At 39.9% G+C, this 22,107-nt stretch carries 21 protein-coding genes and 1 tRNA gene; 13 read left to right on the forward strand and 9 right to left on the reverse strand.

Annotated features, from left to right (window positions below; genetic code table 11):
- Positions 1–3: 3 nt before the first annotated feature.
- Entirely contained in the window at positions 4–1,017 is a 1,014-nt protein-coding gene (gene tsaD / locus HII16_RS02245) for a tRNA (adenosine(37)-N6)-threonylcarbamoyltransferase complex transferase subunit TsaD (protein ID WP_169127087.1), read from the reverse strand.
- Positions 1,018–1,241: 224 nt separating this feature from the next.
- Between tsaD and rpsU the strand changes: the two genes are divergently transcribed.
- The 6 genes from rpsU to HII16_RS02275 all read left to right on the forward strand — a co-directional run bounded on the left by rpsU (position 1,242) and on the right by HII16_RS02275 (position 7,757).
- Complete coding sequence (rpsU, locus tag HII16_RS02250; RefSeq protein WP_135437986.1) at positions 1,242–1,457, forward strand: 30S ribosomal protein S21; 216 nt, start codon at positions 1,242–1,244, stop codon at positions 1,455–1,457.
- 25 nt (positions 1,458–1,482) lie between these two features.
- On the forward strand, positions 1,483–1,929 hold the full coding sequence (locus HII16_RS02255) for a GatB/YqeY domain-containing protein (protein WP_169127089.1): 447 nt from the start codon (positions 1,483–1,485) through the stop codon (positions 1,927–1,929).
- Positions 1,930–2,092: 163 nt separating this feature from the next.
- Positions 2,093–3,856, forward strand: a complete 1,764-nt coding sequence (dnaG, locus tag HII16_RS02260) for a DNA primase (protein WP_169127091.1) — start codon at positions 2,093–2,095, stop codon at positions 3,854–3,856.
- Positions 3,857–3,961: 105 nt separating this feature from the next.
- On the forward strand, positions 3,962–5,809 hold the full coding sequence (rpoD, locus tag HII16_RS02265; protein WP_169127093.1) for an RNA polymerase sigma factor RpoD: 1,848 nt from the start codon (positions 3,962–3,964) through the stop codon (positions 5,807–5,809).
- Between the two features lie 214 nt (positions 5,810–6,023).
- Positions 6,024–7,085, forward strand: coding sequence for an acyltransferase (locus tag HII16_RS02270; RefSeq protein ID WP_348981374.1), 1,062 nt, complete (start codon positions 6,024–6,026; stop codon positions 7,083–7,085).
- A gap of 15 nt (positions 7,086–7,100) precedes the next feature.
- Positions 7,101–7,757, forward strand: coding sequence for an outer membrane beta-barrel protein (locus HII16_RS02275; RefSeq protein ID WP_169127095.1), 657 nt, complete (start codon positions 7,101–7,103; stop codon positions 7,755–7,757).
- Positions 7,758–7,775: 18 nt separating this feature from the next.
- Here the strand turns inward: HII16_RS02275 and HII16_RS02280 are convergent, their stop codons facing one another.
- Positions 7,776–8,933 (reverse strand): GGDEF domain-containing protein, encoded by a 1,158-nt coding sequence (locus HII16_RS02280; protein ID WP_348981375.1) that lies wholly within the window; start codon positions 8,931–8,933, stop codon positions 7,776–7,778.
- 296 nt (positions 8,934–9,229) lie between these two features.
- Here HII16_RS02280 and HII16_RS02285 point away from each other — a divergent pair.
- The 5 genes from HII16_RS02285 (at position 9,230) to HII16_RS02305 (ending at position 12,988) form a co-directional block, all read left to right on the forward strand.
- Positions 9,230–9,306 (forward strand) — tRNA-Ile (locus HII16_RS02285).
- 475 nt (positions 9,307–9,781) lie between these two features.
- The gene (locus tag HII16_RS02290) at positions 9,782–10,702 is read left to right on the forward strand and encodes a hypothetical protein (protein WP_169127097.1); all 921 of its coding nucleotides are present in this window, start codon (positions 9,782–9,784) and stop codon (positions 10,700–10,702) included.
- Between the two features lie 122 nt (positions 10,703–10,824).
- Entirely contained in the window at positions 10,825–11,514 is a 690-nt protein-coding gene (locus tag HII16_RS02295) for a hypothetical protein (protein ID WP_169127099.1), read from the forward strand.
- Positions 11,515–11,617: 103 nt separating this feature from the next.
- A complete protein-coding gene (locus HII16_RS02300; protein WP_169127101.1) occupies positions 11,618–12,070 on the forward strand; it encodes a hypothetical protein in 453 nt (150 codons plus the stop codon).
- A gap of 99 nt (positions 12,071–12,169) precedes the next feature.
- Positions 12,170–12,988 (forward strand): DUF2971 domain-containing protein, encoded by an 819-nt coding sequence (locus HII16_RS02305; RefSeq protein WP_169127103.1) that lies wholly within the window; start codon positions 12,170–12,172, stop codon positions 12,986–12,988.
- 195 nt (positions 12,989–13,183) lie between these two features.
- Here the strand turns inward: HII16_RS02305 and HII16_RS02310 are convergent, their stop codons facing one another.
- From HII16_RS02310 to HII16_RS02325, 4 genes are all read right to left on the reverse strand, one after another.
- Positions 13,184–14,620 carry a DUF5906 domain-containing protein gene (locus HII16_RS02310; RefSeq protein ID WP_169127105.1) on the reverse strand — a complete coding sequence of 479 codons (1,437 nt, stop codon included), beginning with the start codon at positions 14,618–14,620 and terminating at the stop codon, positions 13,184–13,186.
- Positions 14,621–14,932: 312 nt separating this feature from the next.
- Positions 14,933–15,733, reverse strand: coding sequence for a hypothetical protein (locus tag HII16_RS02315; protein WP_169127107.1), 801 nt, complete (start codon positions 15,731–15,733; stop codon positions 14,933–14,935).
- 245 nt (positions 15,734–15,978) lie between these two features.
- Positions 15,979–16,443 (reverse strand): hypothetical protein, encoded by a 465-nt coding sequence (locus HII16_RS02320; protein WP_169127109.1) that lies wholly within the window; start codon positions 16,441–16,443, stop codon positions 15,979–15,981.
- A gap of 139 nt (positions 16,444–16,582) precedes the next feature.
- Positions 16,583–16,876, reverse strand: coding sequence for a hypothetical protein (locus HII16_RS02325; protein ID WP_169127111.1), 294 nt, complete (start codon positions 16,874–16,876; stop codon positions 16,583–16,585).
- A gap of 415 nt (positions 16,877–17,291) precedes the next feature.
- Between HII16_RS02325 and HII16_RS02330 the strand changes: the two genes are divergently transcribed.
- Positions 17,292–17,942 carry a hypothetical protein gene (locus HII16_RS02330; protein ID WP_169127113.1) on the forward strand — a complete coding sequence of 217 codons (651 nt, stop codon included), beginning with the start codon at positions 17,292–17,294 and terminating at the stop codon, positions 17,940–17,942.
- Between the two features lie 231 nt (positions 17,943–18,173).
- Here HII16_RS02330 and HII16_RS02335 read toward each other — a convergent pair whose 3' ends face one another.
- From HII16_RS02335 to HII16_RS02345, 3 genes are all read right to left on the reverse strand, one after another.
- Positions 18,174–19,409, reverse strand: coding sequence for a site-specific integrase (locus HII16_RS02335; RefSeq protein WP_169127115.1), 1,236 nt, complete (start codon positions 19,407–19,409; stop codon positions 18,174–18,176).
- A gap of 272 nt (positions 19,410–19,681) precedes the next feature.
- The gene (locus tag HII16_RS02340) at positions 19,682–20,479 is read right to left on the reverse strand and encodes a DUF2034 domain-containing protein (protein ID WP_169127117.1); all 798 of its coding nucleotides are present in this window, start codon (positions 20,477–20,479) and stop codon (positions 19,682–19,684) included.
- Positions 20,480–20,702: 223 nt separating this feature from the next.
- Positions 20,703–21,206 (reverse strand): DUF3016 domain-containing protein, encoded by a 504-nt coding sequence (locus tag HII16_RS02345; RefSeq protein ID WP_169127119.1) that lies wholly within the window; start codon positions 21,204–21,206, stop codon positions 20,703–20,705.
- Positions 21,207–21,510: 304 nt separating this feature from the next.
- On the opposite strand from HII16_RS02345, the gene HII16_RS02350 reads away from it, so the two are divergent.
- Positions 21,511–22,095: an outer membrane beta-barrel protein gene (locus HII16_RS02350; protein ID WP_169127121.1), complete on the forward strand. Its 585-nt coding sequence runs from the start codon at positions 21,511–21,513 to the stop codon at positions 22,093–22,095.
- Positions 22,096–22,107 lie beyond the last annotated feature (12 nt).

Raw genomic sequence — 22,107 nt, forward strand, 5'->3', positions numbered from 1 at the left:
TAACTAGACTGGTGGCAATGTATCTAAAGGCCAACGCGGGTTGGCTTTAAAAGTCAAATCAGCGCTGACACCGGATTTAAGACGTTGCATACCAGCAAAGGCTATCATCGCACCATTATCGGTACAAAATTCTGGGCGAGGATAATATACCTTGCCATTCAACTTTTGCATGGTCGCCGCCAGCTTTTCACGTAACGACGTATTCGCACTTACGCCCCCGGCGATAACCAATCGATTTAAACCACATTGTTGTAATGCACGTTTGCATTTAATCGCTAAGGTATCGACAACCGCTTCTTGGAAAGCATATGCAATATCCGCTTTGGTTTGATCGCTGCTGTCATTATCGCGAATGGTATTTGCAGCAAAAGTTTTTAAGCCTGAGAAACTAAAATCAAGGCCAGGTCTGTCGGTCATCGGTCGCGGAAACTTATAACGGCCTTGCTGGCCAGCTTCCGCCATTTTTGCTAACACCGGGCCACCTGGGTAATCAAGACCAAGTAACTTAGCGGTTTTATCAAACGCTTCACCCGCCGCATCATCAACCGACTCACCTAGCATTTCATATTGGCCAATCCCGTCGACACGAACCAACATGGTGTGGCCACCAGACACTAATAAGGCAATAAATGGAAACTCTGGTACATCGTTTTCCAACATAGGCGCCAATAAATGACCTTCCATATGATGCACAGGCACCGCTGGTAGGTTCCAACCGTAGGCTAATGAGCGACCTATTGAGCAACCCACCAATAAGGCACCGACCAAACCAGGGCCGGCAGTATAAGCAACACCATCTAAATCCGCTGGTGACAGTCCCGCTTCCTTTAATGCTTCTTTAATTAATGGTATGGTCTTGCGCACATGATCACGTGATGCTAATTCAGGTACGACACCACCATAATCGGCATGCACTTCGATTTGAGAATACAGCTTATGGGCCATAATGCCCTGCTGTTCATCATAAATGGCAATACCGGTTTCATCGCATGAGGTTTCAATACCTAAAATTCGCATAAATCTAAGATTCCATTGGCAGAATTAACATTAATTTTACAGCACATTGCCGTAAGCGGAGCAATTTTAACTCCCAATTAGTTTTTTCACCACAGCTTTTCAATAAAAAACCATTTAAGCCTTTACATTGGTGAATGGATCGGATTAAAATGCTGCACCATTTTTAATCAGACACGATTATTTGTATATCGGGTCAACAGTATTCACTAGAGGTGAGAGGCACAATGCCAGTAATTAAAGTAAGAGAAAACGAGCCGTTTGATGTAGCTCTACGTCGTTTTAAGCGTTCATGTGAAAAAGCAGGTATCCTTTCTGAAGTTCGTCGTCGCGAATCTTTCGAAAAGCCGACTTGGGAACGTAAGCGTAAAAAAGCGGCTGCAGTTAAGCGTCACGCGAAGAAAGTTGCTCGCGAAAACGCTCGTCGCGTTCGTTTATACTAAGACTTTAGGCATAATCGCTTAAATTATGAGTTTGTTTGAACAACTCAGCAACGAAATGAAAAACGCCATGCGTGCTAAAGACAAACCTCGTCTTGGCGTAATACGTATGGCGTTGTCAGCTATTAAGCAGGCGCAAATTGACGGTCAAAAAGACGTGACCGACGACGACATCATTGCCTTGATCACCAAAATGATCAAGCAACGAAAAGAATCTGCAGCCATGTACACCGATGGCGGTCGTCCTGAACAAGCTGCCAGCGAACTAGCTGAAACTGTCGTTTTGGAAGAGTTTCTTCCGCAAGCACTAACGGCTGACGAGATCAAAGCACTGATCGAGCAAGCTATTACCGACACCGGTGCCGCTTCAATGGCTGACATGGGTAAAGTGATGGGCGTGTTAAAGCCGAAAATGCAAGGACGTGCTGATCTTGGCCAAGTAAGTGGTCAGGTACGTGCTGCATTGAATGCATAAGTCAAATTAGTTGATATAAAAACCGCACTCTTAGGTGCGGTTTTTTTTTGCTAATTGCTAAATATTCACCACAGTGTGTCGACAACGATTGTCTATTGAAAGACGAATTTGTTATAGTAACTTTTCCCCTGAATAACACATCAGCAGATAATAATTACAGAACATGGCAGGATTAATCCCACGCTCCTTTATTGATGATCTACTCGCTCGTACCGACATAGTCGAACTGGTTGAGTCGCGCGTGCCATTAAAAAAAGCCGGTAAAAATTATCAAGCGTGTTGTCCATTTCACAGCGAAAAAAGCCCATCGTTTACCGTCTCTCGCGACAAGCAGTTTTATCACTGCTTTGGTTGCGGTGCGCACGGTAATGCCATCAGTTTTGTTATGGAATACGATAGACTTGAGTTTGTCGATGCCATCGAAGAGCTTGCCGGCTTTCACGGTATGGAAGTTGAGCGGGAGCAAACCCATCAAAGTCCTGCTGAACTGAAAAAAGCACAACTGGCGCACAGACAAAAACAAGATGATTATGAATTGCTTGGTCAGATCAGCCAGTTTTATCAGAAAAATCTGCGCCAACACGCTGACTCTGCCATGGTTATCGAATACCTTAAAGGCCGTGGCTTAACGGGTGAAGTCGCCAAGCAATTTTCAATAGGCTACTCAGCAGACAGTTGGGACGACATGATGAAGGTGTTTGGTAACGCCAGTCAAAGTCAAAAACAACTGGTGGATTTAGGCATGGCGATTCAAGGCGATAAAAATCGCCCATACGATCGATTTCGTGGTCGTTTAATGTTCCCAATCAAAGACAAGCGAGGCCGAGTAATTGGTTTTGGTGGTCGAGTGATTCAAGATGGAACGCCGAAATACCTGAACTCGCCAGAAACCCGAATTTATCATAAAGGCCAGGAACTCTATGGCCTTTACGAAGCGAAGAAGTATTGCAAAGACCTGCAGCGTTTGGTGGTGGTTGAAGGCTATATGGACGTTGTTGCCTTAGCGCAACATGGTATTCCGTATGCGGTGGCGTCATTAGGTACGTCGACTTCAACTGAGCAATTGCAAACCATGTTCCGTACCGTTAAAGAAGTTATTTGCTGCTACGATGGCGACAAAGCTGGTCGCGATGCGGCTTGGCGAGCCATGGAAAATGCTCTGCCTTTGGTGCGTGACGGCATTAGCTTGAAGTTTGTTTTTGTTCCCGATGGTGAAGATCCAGATACTCTAATTCGCCAACAGGGTCAGCAAGCTTTCGAGAAATTACTTGATACCGCAACCCCGTTATCGCAGTTTTTATTCGATCATTTAATGCAGCAAGTAGATATCAATTCGCTCGAAGGTAAAGCATCCTTAGTTGAAACATTTCAACCGTATTTGCAAAAACTACCAGACAGTGTGTTAAAAGATTCAATTGTTAATGAGTTAGCCAATAAATTTGGCTCCGGCTCGCAGCAACAATTAGAGCGATTGAATCAAAACCAAGCCCGTAATGTGACAAAAAATGCAAAAAAAACCACCGCAAAAGTAACTCCGGTGAGATTAGCTATTGCATTATTGCTTGAGCATCCCCATTTAGTAAATGTACTCGATGATTTAAGCGTACTCGATCGAATCGAGATGCCCGGCATTGACTTGTTCAAACAACTCATGCAGCAATGCAAACAAAAACCACAAATGAACTCTAGTCAGTTGATTGAAATGTGGCGTGGAACTGAACAAGAAAAAATATTGTCAAAGTTATTGATGTGGGAACACCACATTGATGGCGATGCGGCAGAACATGTGTTTACCGACATACTGGAAAAACTGATAAACAGTTTTGTCGAAAAACGTACCGAATTATTGTTACAAAAAGCCCGTATGGGACAATTAAACTCGTCGGAAAAACAAGAACTCCAAGCGCTGATCAACGCGCAAAGCTAGGCTGAATAAGCCTCTAGCTTTAACTGGAATTTCTTATTTCGTCTTGCTATAATTTTGTCCTTTACTGTTTGTATTTTGATAGCCAAGACAGGTGGACATTCGTCAATGGATCAAGCCCCACAATCTAGACTTAAAGAACTTATCACTAAAGGTAAGGAGCAAGGGTTTTTAACCTTCGCTGAGGTAAACGATCACCTTCCACAAGACATCATAGATTCCGATCAGGTCGAAGATATTATTCGCATGATCAATGACATGGGTATTCAGGTGTTTGAAAACGCCCCTGATGCCGATGAACTTATGATGAGTGAAGCCAATACCGATGAAGACGCTGCGGAAGCCGCGGCTCAAGCACTTGCTACGGTTGAAAGTGAAATAGGTCGTACGACTGACCCTGTGCGTATGTACATGCGCGAGATGGGTACAGTTGAACTACTAACTCGTAAGGGTGAGATCGTCATCGCCAAGCGAATCGAAGAAGGTATTCGCGAAGTTCAACGAAGCGTTTCTGAGTATCCGCCAGCAATTAATTACTTGCTAGAGCAATGGGATAACTTTGAAGCGGAAGAAATTCGTTTAAGCGATATTATCATTGGATTTGCTGATCCGAATGCGGATGATGAAATTGCACCTACCGCAACGCACGTTGGTTCTGAGCTTTCTGAAGAAGAACTTGCCGACGAAGACAATGACGGTAAGAAAGAAGAAGATGAGGAAGATGAAGAGGAAGAGGACACAGGTCCTTGTCCTGAGCAAGCACGCGAAAAATTCACTGAATTACGCCGCCTTTACGATGTTGCTAATAAAATCATCGATAAAAAAGGTCGTGGTCATAAAGATGCTGTGCAAGCCATTGATGACATCGCCGAATTATTCAAAGAGTTTCGCCTAATACCTAAATTATTCGATCGCTTAGTGAAAAATATGCGTGACGTTATGGACCGTGTTCGTGTTCAAGAACGTCTGATCATGAAACACTGTGTGGTTGGCGCGGGTATGCCGAAAGTACACTTTATTAAGATCTTTCCTGGTAACGAAACCAAGACTGATTGGTTAGAAAGTGAAATTGCCGCTGGTAAACCGTACTCAGACAAATTGAAAATGGTCGATTTTGATATTGAGCGTTGTATTCACAAGCTTAATCAACTGGAAGAAGAAACCTACCTTTCAGTGCAAAGTATCAAAGACATCAACCGTCGCATGTCAATCGGTGAAGCGAAAGCTCGTCGAGCGAAAAAAGAGATGGTTGAAGCGAACTTACGTTTGGTTATTTCAATCGCCAAAAAATACACCAACCGTGGTCTACAATTCCTTGATTTGATTCAGGAAGGTAACATCGGTTTGATGAAGGCGGTTGATAAGTTTGAATACCGTCGTGGTTATAAGTTCTCCACTTATGCAACGTGGTGGATCCGTCAGGCAATCACCCGTTCAATCGCTGACCAAGCACGTACCATTCGTATCCCGGTACATATGATTGAAACCATCAACAAGCTGAATCGTATTTCTCGACAAATGCTACAGGAAATGGGCCGCGAGCCTACTCCTGAAGAACTTGCTGAACGCATGATGATGCCTGAAGACAAGATTCGCAAAGTATTGAAGATTGCTAAAGAGCCAATCTCAATGGAAACACCTATTGGCGATGATGAAGATTCGCACTTAGGTGACTTTATTGAAGACGGCAGTGGTGAGCTTCCAGTTGATGCGGCAACGACGGAAAACCTTAAAGCAGCAACTCATGAAGTTCTTGCCGGTTTAACCGCTCGTGAAGCCAAAGTTCTGAGAATGCGTTTTGGTATTGATATGAATACCGATCACACGCTAGAAGAAGTTGGTAAGCAATTTGACGTTACTCGTGAGCGTATTCGTCAAATCGAAGCAAAAGCACTTCGTAAATTGCGTCATCCGTCTCGTTCAGAGCAATTAAAGAGCTTCTTGGACGGCGAATAAACGCCAAACCGCGTAAGCCAAAAAAGCTAATTGAAAGCCCGCTAATGCGGGCTTTTTTATGGGCGACAAATCTTATACCAGCTAAGCCACTGAGCACAGATACTCTGTACCATCTATTAGGGCAACAGCCTGTTCACCACTATTTCAGCATTTTTCGAGCAAAATCAGTAACTAGGATTATACTGATTATAAAGCAAGAATAATGATTTGAATCGTGACGAACTCAACGGAAAAGAAAAAATTTCTCAACAGCATCAACCACTTTCGTGGTATCGCCATTATTTTTATTGTGATGGCGCATTGTTATCGTCCTGCCGGTTGGGAAATCGTTACCTTAGCCGATAAGTTCTGGTTTAACCTGATGATGAACGGCACGGTATTTTTTGTGTTCATCTCTGGCTTCTTATTTCACCATGTATTTTATCATCGCTGGGACTACCGAAAATACATGGAGAACAAAACCAAATATGTATTTTTACCCTACATATTGCTGTCCTTGCCTTGGATTATCTGGCATTTAACCGCTGCACCAGAGCCAACCCTGCACAACCTTCACGCGGACATAACCGAAACATCCACCGCAGCGGCTTGGTATGTTATTACCGGCAGAGCGTTAACCGCTTATTGGTATATACCTATGGGCATGATGTTATTTGCCTTGTCCCCTTTGGTGATGCTGATGATCCGTAAACATTGGTTATTGTTAAGCGCGGTACCATTATTCTTAATTGCCATGTACGTGCATCGACCAGTATCTAATCTTAATGCCATCCAGTCATTGGTGTACTTTTTCCCGGTCTATTTAATTGGTGCGTGGGCATCCCGTCATCGTGACAAGCTGTTCCCATTTATCGATAAATATTGGCTAATCATGCTGTTAACGGCCATTTCTTTGGCGTTTATTCAAGCCTACTACTTTGGCCATGGGGTGTTAAATAAAGACGCCTTTGAAGCCACCGTGCCGGATTTAATGCTGCCGCAAAAACTGCTTATCAACTTCGTGCTCTTGGCCATTCTCAATAAGTTCGAACACATTAGCATTGGCTTTTTACAAAAGTTGGCTGAAGTCAGCTTTGCTATTTACTTTATTCATCCGTGGATCACCACACCTTGGTGGATGATTTACGATAGTCCAGATTTATTAGGAATAGCCGGCAAAGGAAATATCTTCACCACCTTTATCGTTACAATGGTGGTTATCTATATCTCCTACCTTATCGCCGTGCTGATCAAAAAATTGCTCGATAAGCGCAGTCGTTATCTGATTGGTTGGTAACAATAAGAAGAATCTATGAAATTTACGTATCCACTCTTAGGGCTATTAGTTTGCCTTTGTGTTAACAGCAGCCAAGCCTTCGCCGCATCATATGAAGAATATTGGGAACTGACCTTTTTCGGTGGTCATCGTACCTCAGATAATATCGAACCCGATGAAGAAGACGATGACGATGAAGCAAGCATCGATGAAACCGAATATTATGAAATAGACTTTGATAATGCCGGCTCTGGTGGTGTTATCTTGGGTTGGAACTTTGATTACAATCGTACCGGTGAGCTGCTGTTTAGCCACAGCGTCACTGATTTTGATGTCGAATTTGATTTAGCGGATACCGAGGTCAGCGTCAGTTACTTGCATATTGGCGGCACCGTGACCATCTCTGAGGGTAAAGTACCATTTCATATTGGCGGCGGCCTAGGTGTCGCGCACCTTGACCCTAGCGATAAGACCTTAGATTCAGAAACACGTATATCGGCCAACTTAGGCGCCGGTGTGAAGTTTTTGTTTAGTGATAGTTTGAGTCTCCGTCTTGATGCTCGTGGCTACGGTACATTCTTTGATAGCGACAGCTATATATTTTGTTCAGGTAAAAATGGCTGTTTGATCAGAAGTTCAAGTAAGCTATGGCTACAAGCTGAATTTGCCATAGGTTTAACCTACCGCTTTTAACAAATATAAATCTTTCAGCTAGGCCGCAACGACTCGATTACGACCAGCTTTTTTGGCTTTATACAAGGCTTGATCGGCTATTTTAATGGTGTCATCAAAGCTCATTTGTTTTTGATGTACAGCAACTCCAATAGAGACCGTCACGTGCACCGTTTTGGTCGTGACTTTTGAGCCTTTACGATCTTGTTTTCCCTGACGGTTAAGTTGCCTAATAGCCATTTTGTAGTGCGCGATTAGTTTTCTCATGCGCTCTAACTCTGCCATAACCTGTTCGCTATTTTTACGCGGAAATATCAATGAAAACTCTTCACCACCATAACGAAACGCCTTACCCGAACGACGTACTTTGGCAATTTTAGTCGCCACTAATTTCAATACTTGATCGCCAACATCATGGCCATAGGTGTCATTAAACTTCTTAAAGTGATCGATATCTAACATTGCAACCACGTACGTATTACCGAGGGTTGAGGCATATTGATTGAGCGCTCTGCGAGACGGTAATCCGGTTAGCTCATCACGATAGGCTAGAAAATACGAATTGACGATAACAACCAATAGATAATAACAGCACAAAATCGCCATGGTAATTGACCAGTTAAAAACAACCAGTTCAAATTGGGCAATACACCATATTAAATAGGTCGCCAGTACGGCCGTTTGCGACAATGATGGCTGAGCCATATTACGCCATAAAACCACACAACCAACGATAAGAGATGGTAGATAGACACTGCTCACATCACCGGACAATTTCGGCCAAATCAGCTGCAGTTTTGCACTGGCGAATAGCCATAAGTAAGCGGCAGCCAATGTAGCAGCAAGTAACAGCACTTGCTTTATAGCATGACCGCTAAATACACCACGTTCGGTGATCATCGATAACCATGCCAAACTTGCTAATCCATATAAATACAATTGCGGCTCAGAGATCACCAACTCAGTTTCTGGCAAATAATAATAGGCAGAAACAATGATGGTTAAGAAGCTAATTCGAGCTTGTTTGAAATAGGCCGGAAGCAAGAGGGAAATTGCGAACAGAACAGGCAATGAATATTGCACAGAATCGACCGGTATTGACCAGCGCGCAGCAGAATAGTCAAGGCCAATATGAGCCATGATAATAAATGCGACACCCAAGATGAAAGCTTTGCTGGTTTGCAAAAAATCAGTCACCGACCTTCCCTTTGTTATTAGAATCTGTATCTATCGCGAGCTTCTATATAGTAGCAAGTTTTGCGGCGATGTTAATGATTAAATTAGAAGATATTCGCCAATAGGCCTGTAAGATTAGTCTGAAATAGGCAAATTTAACCTGGCATAAGTTAACAAAACACTAACGAAAGCGTATATAAATTAGACAACCGAACCAAAAGCGGGAGATTTTTTTGGGCAAGTGGTGACATCCTAAAAAAAAGCCCTTATACTTGCCAGCGTTTTTGGTTATTATCTAAATCAAAGCATTTCCTAATGGCCCCTTAGCTCAGTTGGTTAGAGCACCCGACTCATAATCGGTAGGTCCCCTGTTCAAGTCAGGGAGGGGCCACCAATTTCTACAGAGAATACAACATAAGTAACCACTAACAACTCACAATGCAAAAAATAATTTATAGCTCTTTTATAGCAAAATAATCAGTTTAAGCATCGTTTTTTGGTGAACAATGAAATCAATTAAAAATTCTCTATCTAAGCCTGATAACCTCTGATTTTATATCTACGCCCTTTCGCTTACATCTACACATAGACGAAATTCCTGAGCCTGCTTTGTAAATCACTCGGAATGCATAAAAGCGTTTACAACTCTAGTGACAAATGAAATTTATGCATTTTATAAAGCAGGATATTACTGAGCCGACACAGTAAATGCTGAATAATATAAAATACGTTCACTTATTTGCTTTTTAAGCTATTGAATTTGTGAGATATTAATAAAAAAATCAAGGTATTTTGAAAGCCCGACATTACTGTGCTGGCAACATAATATACTGTTAGGCAATTCGTCACATTTCGCACAAGGATTCACAATGGTAAAGGAAGATTCTTTTAATGATTTGCTCGGTCAAAAAGAGTTCGATGTAGAGCACGCTTTGAGCCTCTATGCTTCAAGTTATTTTACACTTCCAGCTGAGTTTATATATGACAAAGAACTTTTAGCACAACATGAGCATGTGATTAAGGATTGCCATATCTATTTAATAGGTTATTTACCTAATGTAGCTATTGAAAATATCATTGAGCAAGGTAGTGAATTAGAAATCACCCTCAAAGTAGCGAATGAAATCAAGGTGATAAAATTACCAATTCCTGAAGATCATAAACTAGTCCAACAAGACGGTTATAGTTACCTTGAGCGGAGTGATGGAGAAAAGTTCTCCATATCACAAGAAAAACTACTTCAGTTTGTTTCTGAGAGTATGTTTTTTGAAGTAAAATACATTGGTCAAGCATATGGAAAAGACGGCTCGAGAAATGCTCTTGATCGTCTTAAAAAACATGAAACTTTGCAAAAAATATCTCTCAAAGGTGTTCCTGAAAACTACAAGCTATCACTATTGCTTTTATCTGTAGAATCAAATAATCAATTAGTAACAATGTTAAACCCTAGAGCGCAAAAGCAAGATGATGGCTCAAGAATAAAGGCTGGTTTAGACAAACTTTTTGATACAAGTGAGCCTGAACGAATATCCTTGTTTGAGGCTTCTCTGATCCGGTATTTCTATCCTGATTTTAATAAAGAGTTTAAGGATAGTTTTCCATCAACTAATTTAAAACTTTTACAAGATTGCTATGAAAAGGATTTTTCAGCTGTATTTGCAGAAATATGTATAGATGAGTTACCTTTCCAATTGTACTCAGAATCGGCTCCTGCAACTCATCATCATTTAGCCAAACATAATCTACATGACGATGAAGCTAGAAAGGCATTCTTTTTCAATAGTAATTAAAAAATTGCCTCACAAGTCGTTTAAAAGGACAAAAAACAGTTGGCTTTTGCTCCTTTATCGCTAATTTTAGCCAACTATTTTATTGCCTATTAACGAGGCGTTAGGCGAATGGAGTCGTATCAATGACCGAGTCACATATTCAAACCGATTTTAATTCTCCTCTTTTGTTTAGAACGACTTCTGAGAATTTGTATCAGAGCACTCTTGATACTGGTGAATTATGGTTGAGATCTAATAAATACTATCAAAATATTGAAGATGCGGCTCGCGTGGATAAAGGGGAAGGTGTTAATTCCTCAAATGTTGAATTTCCGTTGTCGCTTAAAACAGACAATGACGTAACTATCAATATCACTGGTGATGGCAAGGTTGGTCAGGAAATAGTTCCGCACTACATTATTTCGTTACATGGGACTAGCATTTCTAATGCACAAAGAAAGGACTTCGGAGGTAATACCTACGGAATTAAATCATTGTCGAAACTCAGTGCGCAAATTCTTTATGAAGCTTCAAAAGTAACTGATGTTATTGGTTACAGGTTTGGGCAAGTTGCTTATCAAAATACAGCTCTTATGCAAACACAAAACAAAAACGGTGCAATACTCGGTTTGACGGATGTTCCGCCACATTACTTAAACGCATTAAACACAGACGTATTAAGAAAAGAGCCTGTATTACCTTTCATTGAGCAAGATGAGTGGCGCATAGTTATTTTCACAAATGGTTATATTGATAATGATTTTAACAAGCCATTAATTGTAAAAGTGGATACAGAACACTTTTATCCGTATATTCGCCTAACGAGCGCATAAAGTGACGGGACTGCTAACGCTTGGCTTCGGTTCCGTTTCGCTTCTCAGCATAGCCAAGCATTATCAGCCCCTTATTGGGGCGTTATATTTCCAAGGATATGCAATGGAAGATGTAAAGGATCTCTGGCTAAAGTTTAACGAGTACTCTAATAAACTTTCGATTGCTCTTGGCCGTACAAGTAATATCGTCGGCGAGTACGCCGAGTATCTTGCTCATAAACATTACGGCGGTCGCTTACTAGAAATCTCTGGTGCTAGTGCTGACATTGAGGCACCCGATGGCACCCTATATCAAGTGAAGTCTCGCAAAATTAAGGGTTCATCATCAACTCAGTTAAATGTTATTCGGTCGTGGGACTTTGATTTTTTGGTGGTTATTTTATTTGAGGCCAGTGGCGTAATAAAGAAGGCTATTCAGGTGCCAGTTGAGGTTGCCAAAGAATATGGTGCGCCCAATAGCCATCAAAATGGTTGGGTTATAACAACTAGCCAAAAATTTTTAAATGATCATCGGTCAACAGATATTACAATACCGTTGTCCGCACTAAGCAAATGAAATATAACAAGTTTCGTAAGTATCGTTCCAGCCAAAAACGGCCTCCACAGGAGGCGCTAACGCGCGTCGCTTAGCAGAACTAAGCTATAAGGAATAAATTTGAATATTGAGGATTTTAAAAAAATACATCCATGGCCTGAACAATGCGGTATTCATTCCCTCTATCGTTTCATGCCTGTGAACTCTGAGAATACAGAATTTCTGGAGCATCTATTTATAAAAAAGAAATTATATCATTCTCTACCGGCCGACTTTAATGACCCTTTTGAAGGAAAGCCTCACTTTGTAATTGGTAAATCCGGTAATAGAGCTAAAATGATAAGAGACCATCTTAAAAAGGTTGCTAGAAAAAATGGCATGAGAAGGAAAGATGCCGATATTTTGATCAGTAATTCAATGAAAGATCCAAATTTCATAAAAAACTCAATTGCAAATGCAACTAAAAAAACATTTGGTGAATTGAGAATATGCTGCTTTACGACAGATAATGTGAATCTTTTATTTTGGTCTCATTATGCAAATTCACATAAAGGAATTTGCATTGAATTTGACGCCACAATTATGCCCATCGCATTTGCATACAAGGTTGAATACAGCAATGAGTACCCCCATGCCACTTATCCAGTACCTTCGGATGAAAGAGCATTTAAGCCTGCACTAGTAAAAGCTAAAGCTTGGGAGTATGAGAATGAGTTCAGAATAATGTTCGTTCCAAATGTAATGACATTGCCTCATGATGGAGAGTCGCTGTTATTGAGTGATAGTACAATTACCAATGTGTATATGGGCTCAGAGATCAGTTACCAAGACAAAGAAGTTTTGTTAAATATAATTGCTGAAAGCGATTTCGCCCCCAATATTTGGCAAGCTGCCTTATCGCCAAAATCATTCGAGTTGGAGTTTACACAATTAAATTAGTAAAGCGTAACAAGCAGCAACGGACTCTCAAACATATTACAAACTAAATCTCTTAATTTATTTTAACTGAGGTTTGAATTGATAACTGATTTATCAATTCAAAGGGCAACCTCTTAGATTCTACAAAATATCTTTTTATATTGACCTATCCCACCTCTACCAACGTGGTACAAGTGGGATAGGTTTCTACTTAAATTAAAAAATTTCTGAGGCTTCATGTCCCAACAGTACGGCAAATCGCCGTTGAAAATCCTCCTTATCTGGAAGTTCGTAGTATGCACCTCTACCACTTTTTCCAATGGCCACTACTTCAAGTGTATTCATAAGCTTTCCTAGAGCGCTCCTCACCTGAGGCGCAGAAAATGTATAGTTATTCCTTTCAAGCCAATATTGGCACTGTTCAGTTAACGATACTGTTTCAATTCTAACTTGACCGTTAAAAGGCTTTTCGCTTAACAATTCATTGTATATGAATTCCTGAATTGGGCTCAGGTTAGCTAATTTCTCTTCCAGTAACGCTTTTGTTATTGGAGCTCGGCGAGGATCAAAGCCAGATAAATCGTAATTAAGCAAGTAATGAAATAAATACTGAGCACCACCGTTATTTATCCATCCCCATAATTTGGAAAAGTAGTCTTTATTCTGGGCGTTAGTTGAGCTAGGTTCTAAAACTAAATATCGTCTTTCTCGAGAGCCTGCATTAAGAACCTTGTGGTGGTTACTCGCAAATATAAAACGACAATAATTAGGAATTTGTATAACATCAAGTCCCTTCTTTTCAAGGCTTATTCTAGGTTCACTGATAAGCCCTTTTAGTTTATCTGCGGATCTCTTGTCAGTTAACTCAACTTCGTCAGCAAAGATTAATAGCTTATTAGCAACTACCGAATTAAACCTTCCGGTTAGTTGATAGGCACCATTAACTTGAGCGGCTACGTTACCGAGTATTCGCATGATAGGTTCGACAAGAGTACCTTTACCCGTTCCTTCAATCGATTTTAAGACGATTGCAACGCTTGGCTTTTCATCCGGCTTTTGCACAAGATGTGCAAAAAAACCGATAACGTAGTCATAGGCTAATTTATCACCGTTGCAAATTATGTTCTGAACATGATTAAGAAATGGTTCAACATCTCCTTGAACCGGTTCAACTATAAACCCACCAAAAACATTGTATACGTCCATTGGACATTTATTAGGATTGGGATAAAAACTTATCCCGCCTGGTTTAAACTTTTTATGTTCCCACGTTAACCAAGCATCCCCCAAATTAAGCCCCATCATTTTAGGTTCATGAAGAAAGTTACTTTTGAATTCGGCTAGGTTTTCAAAATAAAGCGATTCACCATCAACTGGACAAACCTTTTTTGAAACTACTTTATGCTTTCCTCCGACTGAGACATGACAATATTTTTCGTTAAGGGATTGCAGCCGTAGTGAGTCTTGTTTCATTAAGGGTTTATTATTGATGAATCCATAACATTCCGTGTGACTTTTTTCCGTTAACGAAGTTATGCTCGTAACGGGACTTTTCATGGGGGCAATTCCCGTTAACGGAGTAGTTTCCGTTAACGAATTTTGGCTAGATGAATAAAGCATTGCTTCTTGGGCAAATTGGTTATCATTACTCATTACGAAAGCCCTCCGTAACGATGTGGTTCATTTTGCAAAAAGTATCTAGCCATAAATCTAGATCTTCTTTTAGATAACGAACTGAACGTCCAATTTTAATGAATGGTGGCGCTGGTGTTCTATTTTCTCTATTACCTTCCATTCGAGATTGACGAAGGAATGATCGACTCATTCCTATGTATTCTGAAGTTTCTTGCTCAGAAAGAGCGCGTTTTTTTGACGTTATTGACATCAATTTATACCTCTGTATTTCAATTAACATTGAGGTACAATTTATTCTTCCCATTTTTCCCGGGAAGTTAACCGGGAAAATTAATTTTTACTTTTTTTTATTTCCGAAACAATGTTTTGAAACCTCTTTTTAGAGAGTGATTTTTGGAATTTATCGGATTTCCCCCAAATTATTTCATCTTTATTAACTTCCAAATACAAACTGAGTGGGTCAGTTTCATCTTTATCAGCAATAAAATTTTGGTGAATTTTTTTAAATAATGCTGCAGCACCCAAACTGGGAAATTCTCTAACTAGCATTTCGATCTGCTGTCGAATAGCTCCTTGTCGTTCATGATTTTTATCTGATTCCATTCCTAATTGCATTTGAGCCCAGTCAACCAGTTCTCTAATTAAAACGGTATCTTCAAAATGAATCTTTACTTCGTCTTGCGTGAACACATTATTTGAATGCATTGATTCTCGCTGTTGAGGGCTAACCCAAACTGCGTTTAATTCACTCCAACTTAATTCATTCAATTCTCTGCTTTCAACTATGGCGTTTTCTCCCAATAGATGACTAGCTAACTGTCTTGAGCACGGTTCCCATGATATAACTCCGGACTTATCGATAAGCTGACACCTATTAAACCGTGTTGAACCATTCATCAATAATTGCTTTCTTTCATACTTAGCAATTTGAACTAATCCCTTATAGTCAATTATGCCCCGGGCTACCTGCTTTCGTCGTTTATGGTCAGGTTGAACCAGTATAAAAAATTGACGATATACAAAGTAATGAAGTGGGTTATTGTATTGTTCGCATAAATAGCGATAGTCGTATTCATCGAAGCTAAATCTATTTTTAAATTCGGCCTGTCTGTAATAATCTTTCTTTATCACAAGTATTCTCTATAAAAATCGCTCTAATTGCGTTAATTGTTGAAGTGGTATGAACAGTAAAATGAAATAGATCATCTAGGACCGTTTTGTGCCAACAAGAGTCACTTACATAAATAGAAAAAGTCCACCGTCATCCCATCATGTTTTTGGATGGGATCTCTATCAGTTTCGAAGTGGCTTTGACAGGCTGTTTTGTGCCATGAACGGCCCTTTAGCAATCACTAATATTAGAGTAGATTAGAGAGTTACAGTTGATTCACTTCTTCGCTAGATGTTTTTGGAATTTTAAATTCGGTAATCTTGTTTAAGACTACGATCCAAATAATTGGCAATATTAATATTTCTAAAAACACACCAACAGCTCCCAAATCTCCATTTATTAACGTTTGCTCAATAAATCTCACTACACCATATGGTGATAATGGCATTTCATTAACATTGCCGTGAAGCATCATTGAAAAAATAACCATTAAAGAAAGACATATCCATTTTCTTCCTAATTCGTATTTATAAATCAATAATGCTGGAATCATTGCTGCTATTCCAATAGCAACAAAGTTTTTGAGAATGTGGATTAAATGAGAATTAACCTCCATATTAATCAATGTTCTAGTATCAAGAGCTGCTGTAATACCTATTGCCGAAATTGAAAATGCGTAATAACAAATTGCGATACAAAAACTGAATAATATTAATTGGATAATTTGCATTGGTTATAACTCCTTGTAATTGAGAATCCCGATAAAACTTAGTCCGTTTATCGCTCTTAAGGGATCTTAACCTTTTCAATAAGATAACGTCAACTTAGTGCCATTCAGAGACGGACAGTTTTACTGCTAGCTTTTTGGTTTAACCCAATGTGAAAAATTCAAAAAGAAAATAAGCAACAATTATTAAGTTGATGCTTAGTAAAACTTTAATATGGTTATGCTGAATATCTTTCCAATTGATAGGGTTGTACAAAAACTTGAATATAACCCACAAATCTTTGAAGTTATTAGTGAAAACTCTACCTTTAATAAACTTCTCGTATGCGTTTTCACCACACTGTTTCACTCTTAGCTGAATTGTTATTTGAAGTATTACGGATATAAGCCCCCAAAACATCAAATAAGGCATACCTAAAATTGTAGGAACTTCCATATTATTCTCGTATTTATTTTAGAATGACTGAGCGGCTGCTGCTCGCTCTAAGCGGAAGTCGGTACCCGCCATATCTAAAATGTAATTTACTGATTAATTGTTGAAAGTCAAACTAGATGCCTTAAACAACAATTAACTCTAATTGAATCGACCAGACTAACCTAGACATTTTTTGGTTCATGAAATAGGTTTTGTCATAGCCAATTGGTGACTGATTCAATCAATGTAAATTAAAAGGCCCATTCTTTTGGGACGCGTCTTATATATTTGTGGTAGTTCGTATTTAATCTGAAACTTGTAATTGAAAGATTTAAATGTAATCTTACGGACTGCAAAGAGTGACTAGCGGAAGTAGAAATTGCCTGCATCTGACGCTCCCACTCAATTTTGACTTTGAAACAATAATGGAACTACTGTGTTCGAGAAAAAATTAGAGACACTATTGCCGCGCAGCTTTGAAATGTATGATTATATGGCGGAGCACGTTGAGCAATTACTAAATCTAGGAGTGACACCAGAGCTTACATCGCGTATAGCATTTAAATCAGGCATTCTGTCATTTGAACATGGCCAATCTTCTCTCAAGTTAATCGCTGATGGTTTTATGTCATCGGGCTTTGCATTGATGCGGCCCCAGTACGAAAGCCTTATACGTGGATTTTGGCTTATGTACGCTGATACTGAAGTTTGGATTAATAGACTCTCATCAGCAGAAAAAATTGGTCCAGACGAGATAAAGAAGCTGGAAACCCCCTTGATTGGGGAAATGCTTAAAACACTTGGACGTTCGGATGCTCCGGCACATATTCTTAGTCAGTTGAATGACTTTAGGACTATTAACAATACAGCGTTCAACAGCTTTACTCATAGCGGCCTTGCCGCGCTAGTTAGCAATGGTATGGGTTATGAACCTAAGGTAATTTATAATTCACTTCGAAACTGCAATGGTGTCGCTGCTATAAATATGCAAATGCTATCTATTTTGACTGGATACGAGGAGGCAATGGAGCCAGTCAAGAAAATGCATCATCACTTCGTCGATTGCTTGCCAATTATTCATGACTAATCACTGTGTTCACCTGCATTAAATGTTTGCAACTCCCCTAATTTTCTAGACATCGCATAAATAAATTAGGGGAGTAGTGTTATTCATGAACATAGGCTTATGGCACTTTGAACGGTCATTCAAGGCTGGTCATATGATCTGCGATTAATGTTATTGTCTGATTATATTGAGACCTATTATTCGCATTTGACAGATCAATATGAGAATTACACATATAACACTTATTCATTTTTACCCTATCAAGTTTACTGCCGCTGCTTTATGCTCTGGTGCAAGATGTGCGTATCGCAACGTCATAGTCAAGTCGCTATGACCTAATAGTTCTCTTACGGTATTTAAATCGACACTGGCCATAACAAGTTTGCTCGCAAAATGATGACGTAAGTCGTGGAATCTAAAATTTTCAATATGCGCTTCTTTAAGTAAATTACCCCATGCTTTTTTAATATCCTTTAATGGAGAATCATCAGCGTTTTTGAATACGTTTCCTTTAGTTACCGTATCTAAGATTAGGTTTGATAAAACAGTTTGAGCCATTTTATTCAATGGTATATGACGCGTTTTACCTGTTTTAGTTTTATCACCAACCACAGTAATATTTTTAGTTTCAAGATCTACGTTTTCCCAAGTTAAGGAGAAAAGCTCGCCTCTTCTCATACCCGTATTCATTGCTAGGAGAATTAAAGGCTCGAGATAATCACAGTAAGATCTATTTCTTAGCTCAGGTAACAAAGGGTAATCACGTTGTTGCCGAAATAAATTTCCATTTTCACGCTCTATCTTAATCCGAGCATCTCGTTGTTTCAGTGCCTCCAACAGTCTAGTCTCTTCATCTTTTGATAAATATCGAATTACCTGATTATCAACTTTGTAAGATTTTACTTTATGAAGGTCATGCTCAGGAATGAGGTTCCATTCTACAGCTCTGCTAAAAGCCCCCTTTAAAGATGCAACGTACCCATTTATTGTTGAAGGTTTACTACCTGACTTTTTCTTTTTAATACGCCATTTTTCAATTTCAGCGGCGTCAATGTCGGATAGCTGGTTATTCAATAACTCAGAAAAGCCTGTTTTGATGGATTTTATTATTTTCATAGCCGTTTTTGGATTACGAGCCTCCAACCAAGGTAAATACTGATTATCCAAATACCGATCTAATACATTATTTTTAGCTAACTCGGTTAATTGCTTTGCTTTCTTTTTTTCTTTTTGAACGTCAATACCTTTAGCAACGTCACCAAGTTTTTGTTTTGCGAGATCTCTGGCTTGTGCCGGAGTAATTTCTGGGTGAGAGCCTAACTTAAAATTTACCTGTTTACCGTCGAGCCGATAGTACACGTAATAGCTGATTTTCCCCTTCGGAGAAATGAGAAGATGAAAGCCTGAAATTTCTGTATCATTGACCCTCCTATCACTGGGAACTAGACCCTTGACACAAGAATTCGTTATTTTTGCTCGCTTGCTCATTTTACCCTCAAAAATCATTTTATAGCACATTTATAGCAAAATAATTATGCTATAAAGAATTCCAAAGAACAACAACGAACAAACAACAAAACAACAAACCCAATAAAAACAAGATGTAGAGAGCAAAAAGAAAGGCGTCACTGTTCATAGAAGAACATTAAGAAACAGTAATTACTTTTTCTCATAATCGGTAGGTCCCCTGTTCAAGTCAGGGAGGGGCCACCATTTAGGAAAAAAGAAGACGCCCTAGAGCGTCTTTTTTTGTGTCTGGATTACAGGTTATCAATATGCCTACATCGAGGAAATGAAGAACATCCCCAGAACTGTTTTCCCTGATTTGCTCCGCGCTTTGCCGTCCTTTTTACCATTGTACTTCCACAACGGTTACACAGCTTTTCATTTAGCTTGGGAAGGGATTCATCTGATGTAATGGGTTGATACGCACCGATCATTCTGAGCAAACGATCCCCTCCAATCAGCTCAATGGGCTTTCCTCGTGCAAATGATTCTGCTTCTCGAGTAAAGCTACCAGAACACATGACAATTCCCCTATCAGCATTGTCGGCCGTGAGCACACCATAAAGCTCCCGCACAGTCTTTACACCTACCTTCTGAGTGCGCCACTGTTTGCACTGCACAAGAACTTTTTCACCAGCTCTATGCAAAACTATGTCAACCCCACCGTCGGCACCTGTGGGAGTTTCCTTTACCGTGTACCCTTGCCCTTTATACGCCTCTGCCACCATCATTTCGAACTCTCTCCAGGTTAAAGCATTCAAACGTTCTTTAGGTGAAGAGAAACTGCTGAAACTCGCAACTTTCGGAATCAAACTTATGCGATGTATGTATTTAAAAAAGTTAATCAGGGCAATCAAAGCAATCAAACCTGCAATGATATGAGCATAGGAGGACAATACTTGGATGAAAGATTGAGCAATATGAGAAGAACTCACTATACTCGGCAGCTCATATTTAAAAAAGTAATATGAAATTGGACTCAACAGCGCAGTAACCCACCAAGGAAGCGCAAATAGAACATCAATTATCAATCCTTGATTTTTTCTAGCCATAAATTTTCAACAACTCCATGTTTACAACTCTTAGAATTCACCATTAAATAAAAACGCAATATTATCAATAGTTAGCAAATCTCTCACTAGATTTCCAACTAATTATTTCCATTGACATAATCGGTAGGTCCCCAGTTCAAGTCAGGGAGAGGCCACCATTTAGGAACAAGAAGACGCCCTAGAGCGTCTTTTTTTGTGTCGAAATACAAAACCTAATGACTACCTATGGCATTACCTTCTCAAAATACTCAACCAGCATACGTTTATCATAGCCAATCATTTCATCCGCGGCTCTGCCGAACAGAGTTCGACTCAGGTAGCCCATATCTTTGATATCGGCACTCTCTTCTCGAACCACCTTGCCACTGCTATCTTTGATAACGTATTCGAATGACATTTTTGGAATATAAACGTCTTTTAATATACGTATCTCCTGCATATTGAATCGAGTCTCACCAGCCAAATCAATATTGGTGAACTTAATATCAATGGTGACGTCTTTACCGTCAAAGTGATCCGCTAACGCTTCCGCCAACTTATCAGCTACCCTCTGCTCGAAATCAGACTGTATGCCGATATTACCAGTGTCTATATCATTAAAGTCACTGGGGTTTAGCAAGGTGACGGTAGCCGATCTATCCGTAGCAGAAACACTTGAGGGTTTTTCTGTCGTATTCGAACATGACGCGAGTAGCACCGCGACCATTAGGGTTAATAATTTGTGCATTTCATTCTCCTACCTTGCTTTAATTTTAGCCGTCATTGGGTCATCAGTATACTGTTTGTCAAATACTGTTTACTAATTTTCAATAACAACTCCTTGGCAAGCGTTCTGTGAATCAGGCTTTTGTCATTACCAGCTTTAACCAGCTTAATTAACACTTTAGATATTTGCGGCTAGCTATGGCCAAATAAATAGTTACAAAAATAAAGCGAACAATTTCAATAGATTATTGCCTAGGTAAATTGATAATGCTAACGTTCACGCGCCATTATAATTTGTTATGGCGTATATTTTATAAGGATTTGAAATGAAAAAACTCACAACAATTGCTTCCCTAGTTACCTTATCATTCGCTTCATTTGCCTCTGCAGCTGCAGAATCACCAAACTGGAGATTTATCGAAGGCTCGTATGTCTCGGCTGAAGTAGATGACTCTGACATTGATTATGAACCAGATGGATTTGGTATTGCCGGTTCAACGTTAATTGGTGAAAACGTAATCTTAGGTGCTAGTTACAGCTCCGTTTCAGACGACATTTACGGTATTGATGTTGACTTAATGCAAGGTGAAGCGCACCTTGGCTATCGCTACGGCGCGACAGCGACAACGGATATCTTTGGTAAAGTGTCATATCAATACATTGAGCTTGAAGCAGACTCTGAGTCTATTGATGACAGTGGTTACGGTTTGCACCTTGGCGTTCGTTCAATGCTAACACCATCATTTGAGCTTGGCGCTGAAATCGCTCACATTGATATCGATGATGAAACAGACACTATTCTGTCAGCGTCAGCTTACTACCATATCAATGAGAGTTTCTCGATCGGCCTTGGTTACGCCGTTGCTGATGAAATCGACACCATGTCTGCATCCGCTCGTTTGTCATTCTAATAACAAACTATC

It is taken from the genome of Thalassotalea sp. Y01 (assembly GCF_012932945.1).
Taxonomy (GTDB): Bacteria; Pseudomonadota; Gammaproteobacteria; order Enterobacterales; family Alteromonadaceae; genus Thalassotalea_A.

What these genes read in the sequence shown, in the direction of transcription:
- dnaG (WP_169127091.1), top strand. Translation starts at nt 2,093, where the DNA reads ATGGCAGGATTAATCCCACGCTCCTTTATTGATGATCTACTCGCTCGT.
- HII16_RS02300 (WP_169127101.1), top strand. Translation starts at nt 11,618, where the DNA reads ATGGAAGATGTAAAGGATCTCTGGCTAAAGTTTAACGAGTACTCTAAT.
- HII16_RS02275 (WP_169127095.1), top strand. Translation starts at nt 7,101, where the DNA reads ATGAAATTTACGTATCCACTCTTAGGGCTATTAGTTTGCCTTTGTGTT.
- rpoD (WP_169127093.1), top strand. Translation starts at nt 3,962, where the DNA reads ATGGATCAAGCCCCACAATCTAGACTTAAAGAACTTATCACTAAAGGT.
- HII16_RS02320 (WP_169127109.1), bottom strand. Translation starts at nt 16,443, where the DNA reads ATGCAAATTATCCAATTAATATTATTCAGTTTTTGTATCGCAATTTGT.
- HII16_RS02255 (WP_169127089.1), top strand. Translation starts at nt 1,483, where the DNA reads ATGAGTTTGTTTGAACAACTCAGCAACGAAATGAAAAACGCCATGCGT.
- tsaD (WP_169127087.1), bottom strand. Translation starts at nt 1,017, where the DNA reads ATGCGAATTTTAGGTATTGAAACCTCATGCGATGAAACCGGTATTGCC.
- HII16_RS02290 (WP_169127097.1), top strand. Translation starts at nt 9,782, where the DNA reads ATGGTAAAGGAAGATTCTTTTAATGATTTGCTCGGTCAAAAAGAGTTC.
- HII16_RS02325 (WP_169127111.1), bottom strand. Translation starts at nt 16,876, where the DNA reads ATGGAAGTTCCTACAATTTTAGGTATGCCTTATTTGATGTTTTGGGGG.
- HII16_RS02335 (WP_169127115.1), bottom strand. Translation starts at nt 19,409, where the DNA reads ATGAGCAAGCGAGCAAAAATAACGAATTCTTGTGTCAAGGGTCTAGTT.
- HII16_RS02310 (WP_169127105.1), bottom strand. Translation starts at nt 14,620, where the DNA reads ATGAGTAATGATAACCAATTTGCCCAAGAAGCAATGCTTTATTCATCT.
- HII16_RS02345 (WP_169127119.1), bottom strand. Translation starts at nt 21,206, where the DNA reads ATGCACAAATTATTAACCCTAATGGTCGCGGTGCTACTCGCGTCATGT.
- HII16_RS02295 (WP_169127099.1), top strand. Translation starts at nt 10,825, where the DNA reads ATGACCGAGTCACATATTCAAACCGATTTTAATTCTCCTCTTTTGTTT.
- rpsU (WP_135437986.1), top strand. Translation starts at nt 1,242, where the DNA reads ATGCCAGTAATTAAAGTAAGAGAAAACGAGCCGTTTGATGTAGCTCTA.
- HII16_RS02350 (WP_169127121.1), top strand. Translation starts at nt 21,511, where the DNA reads ATGAAAAAACTCACAACAATTGCTTCCCTAGTTACCTTATCATTCGCT.
- HII16_RS02340 (WP_169127117.1), bottom strand. Translation starts at nt 20,479, where the DNA reads ATGGCTAGAAAAAATCAAGGATTGATAATTGATGTTCTATTTGCGCTT.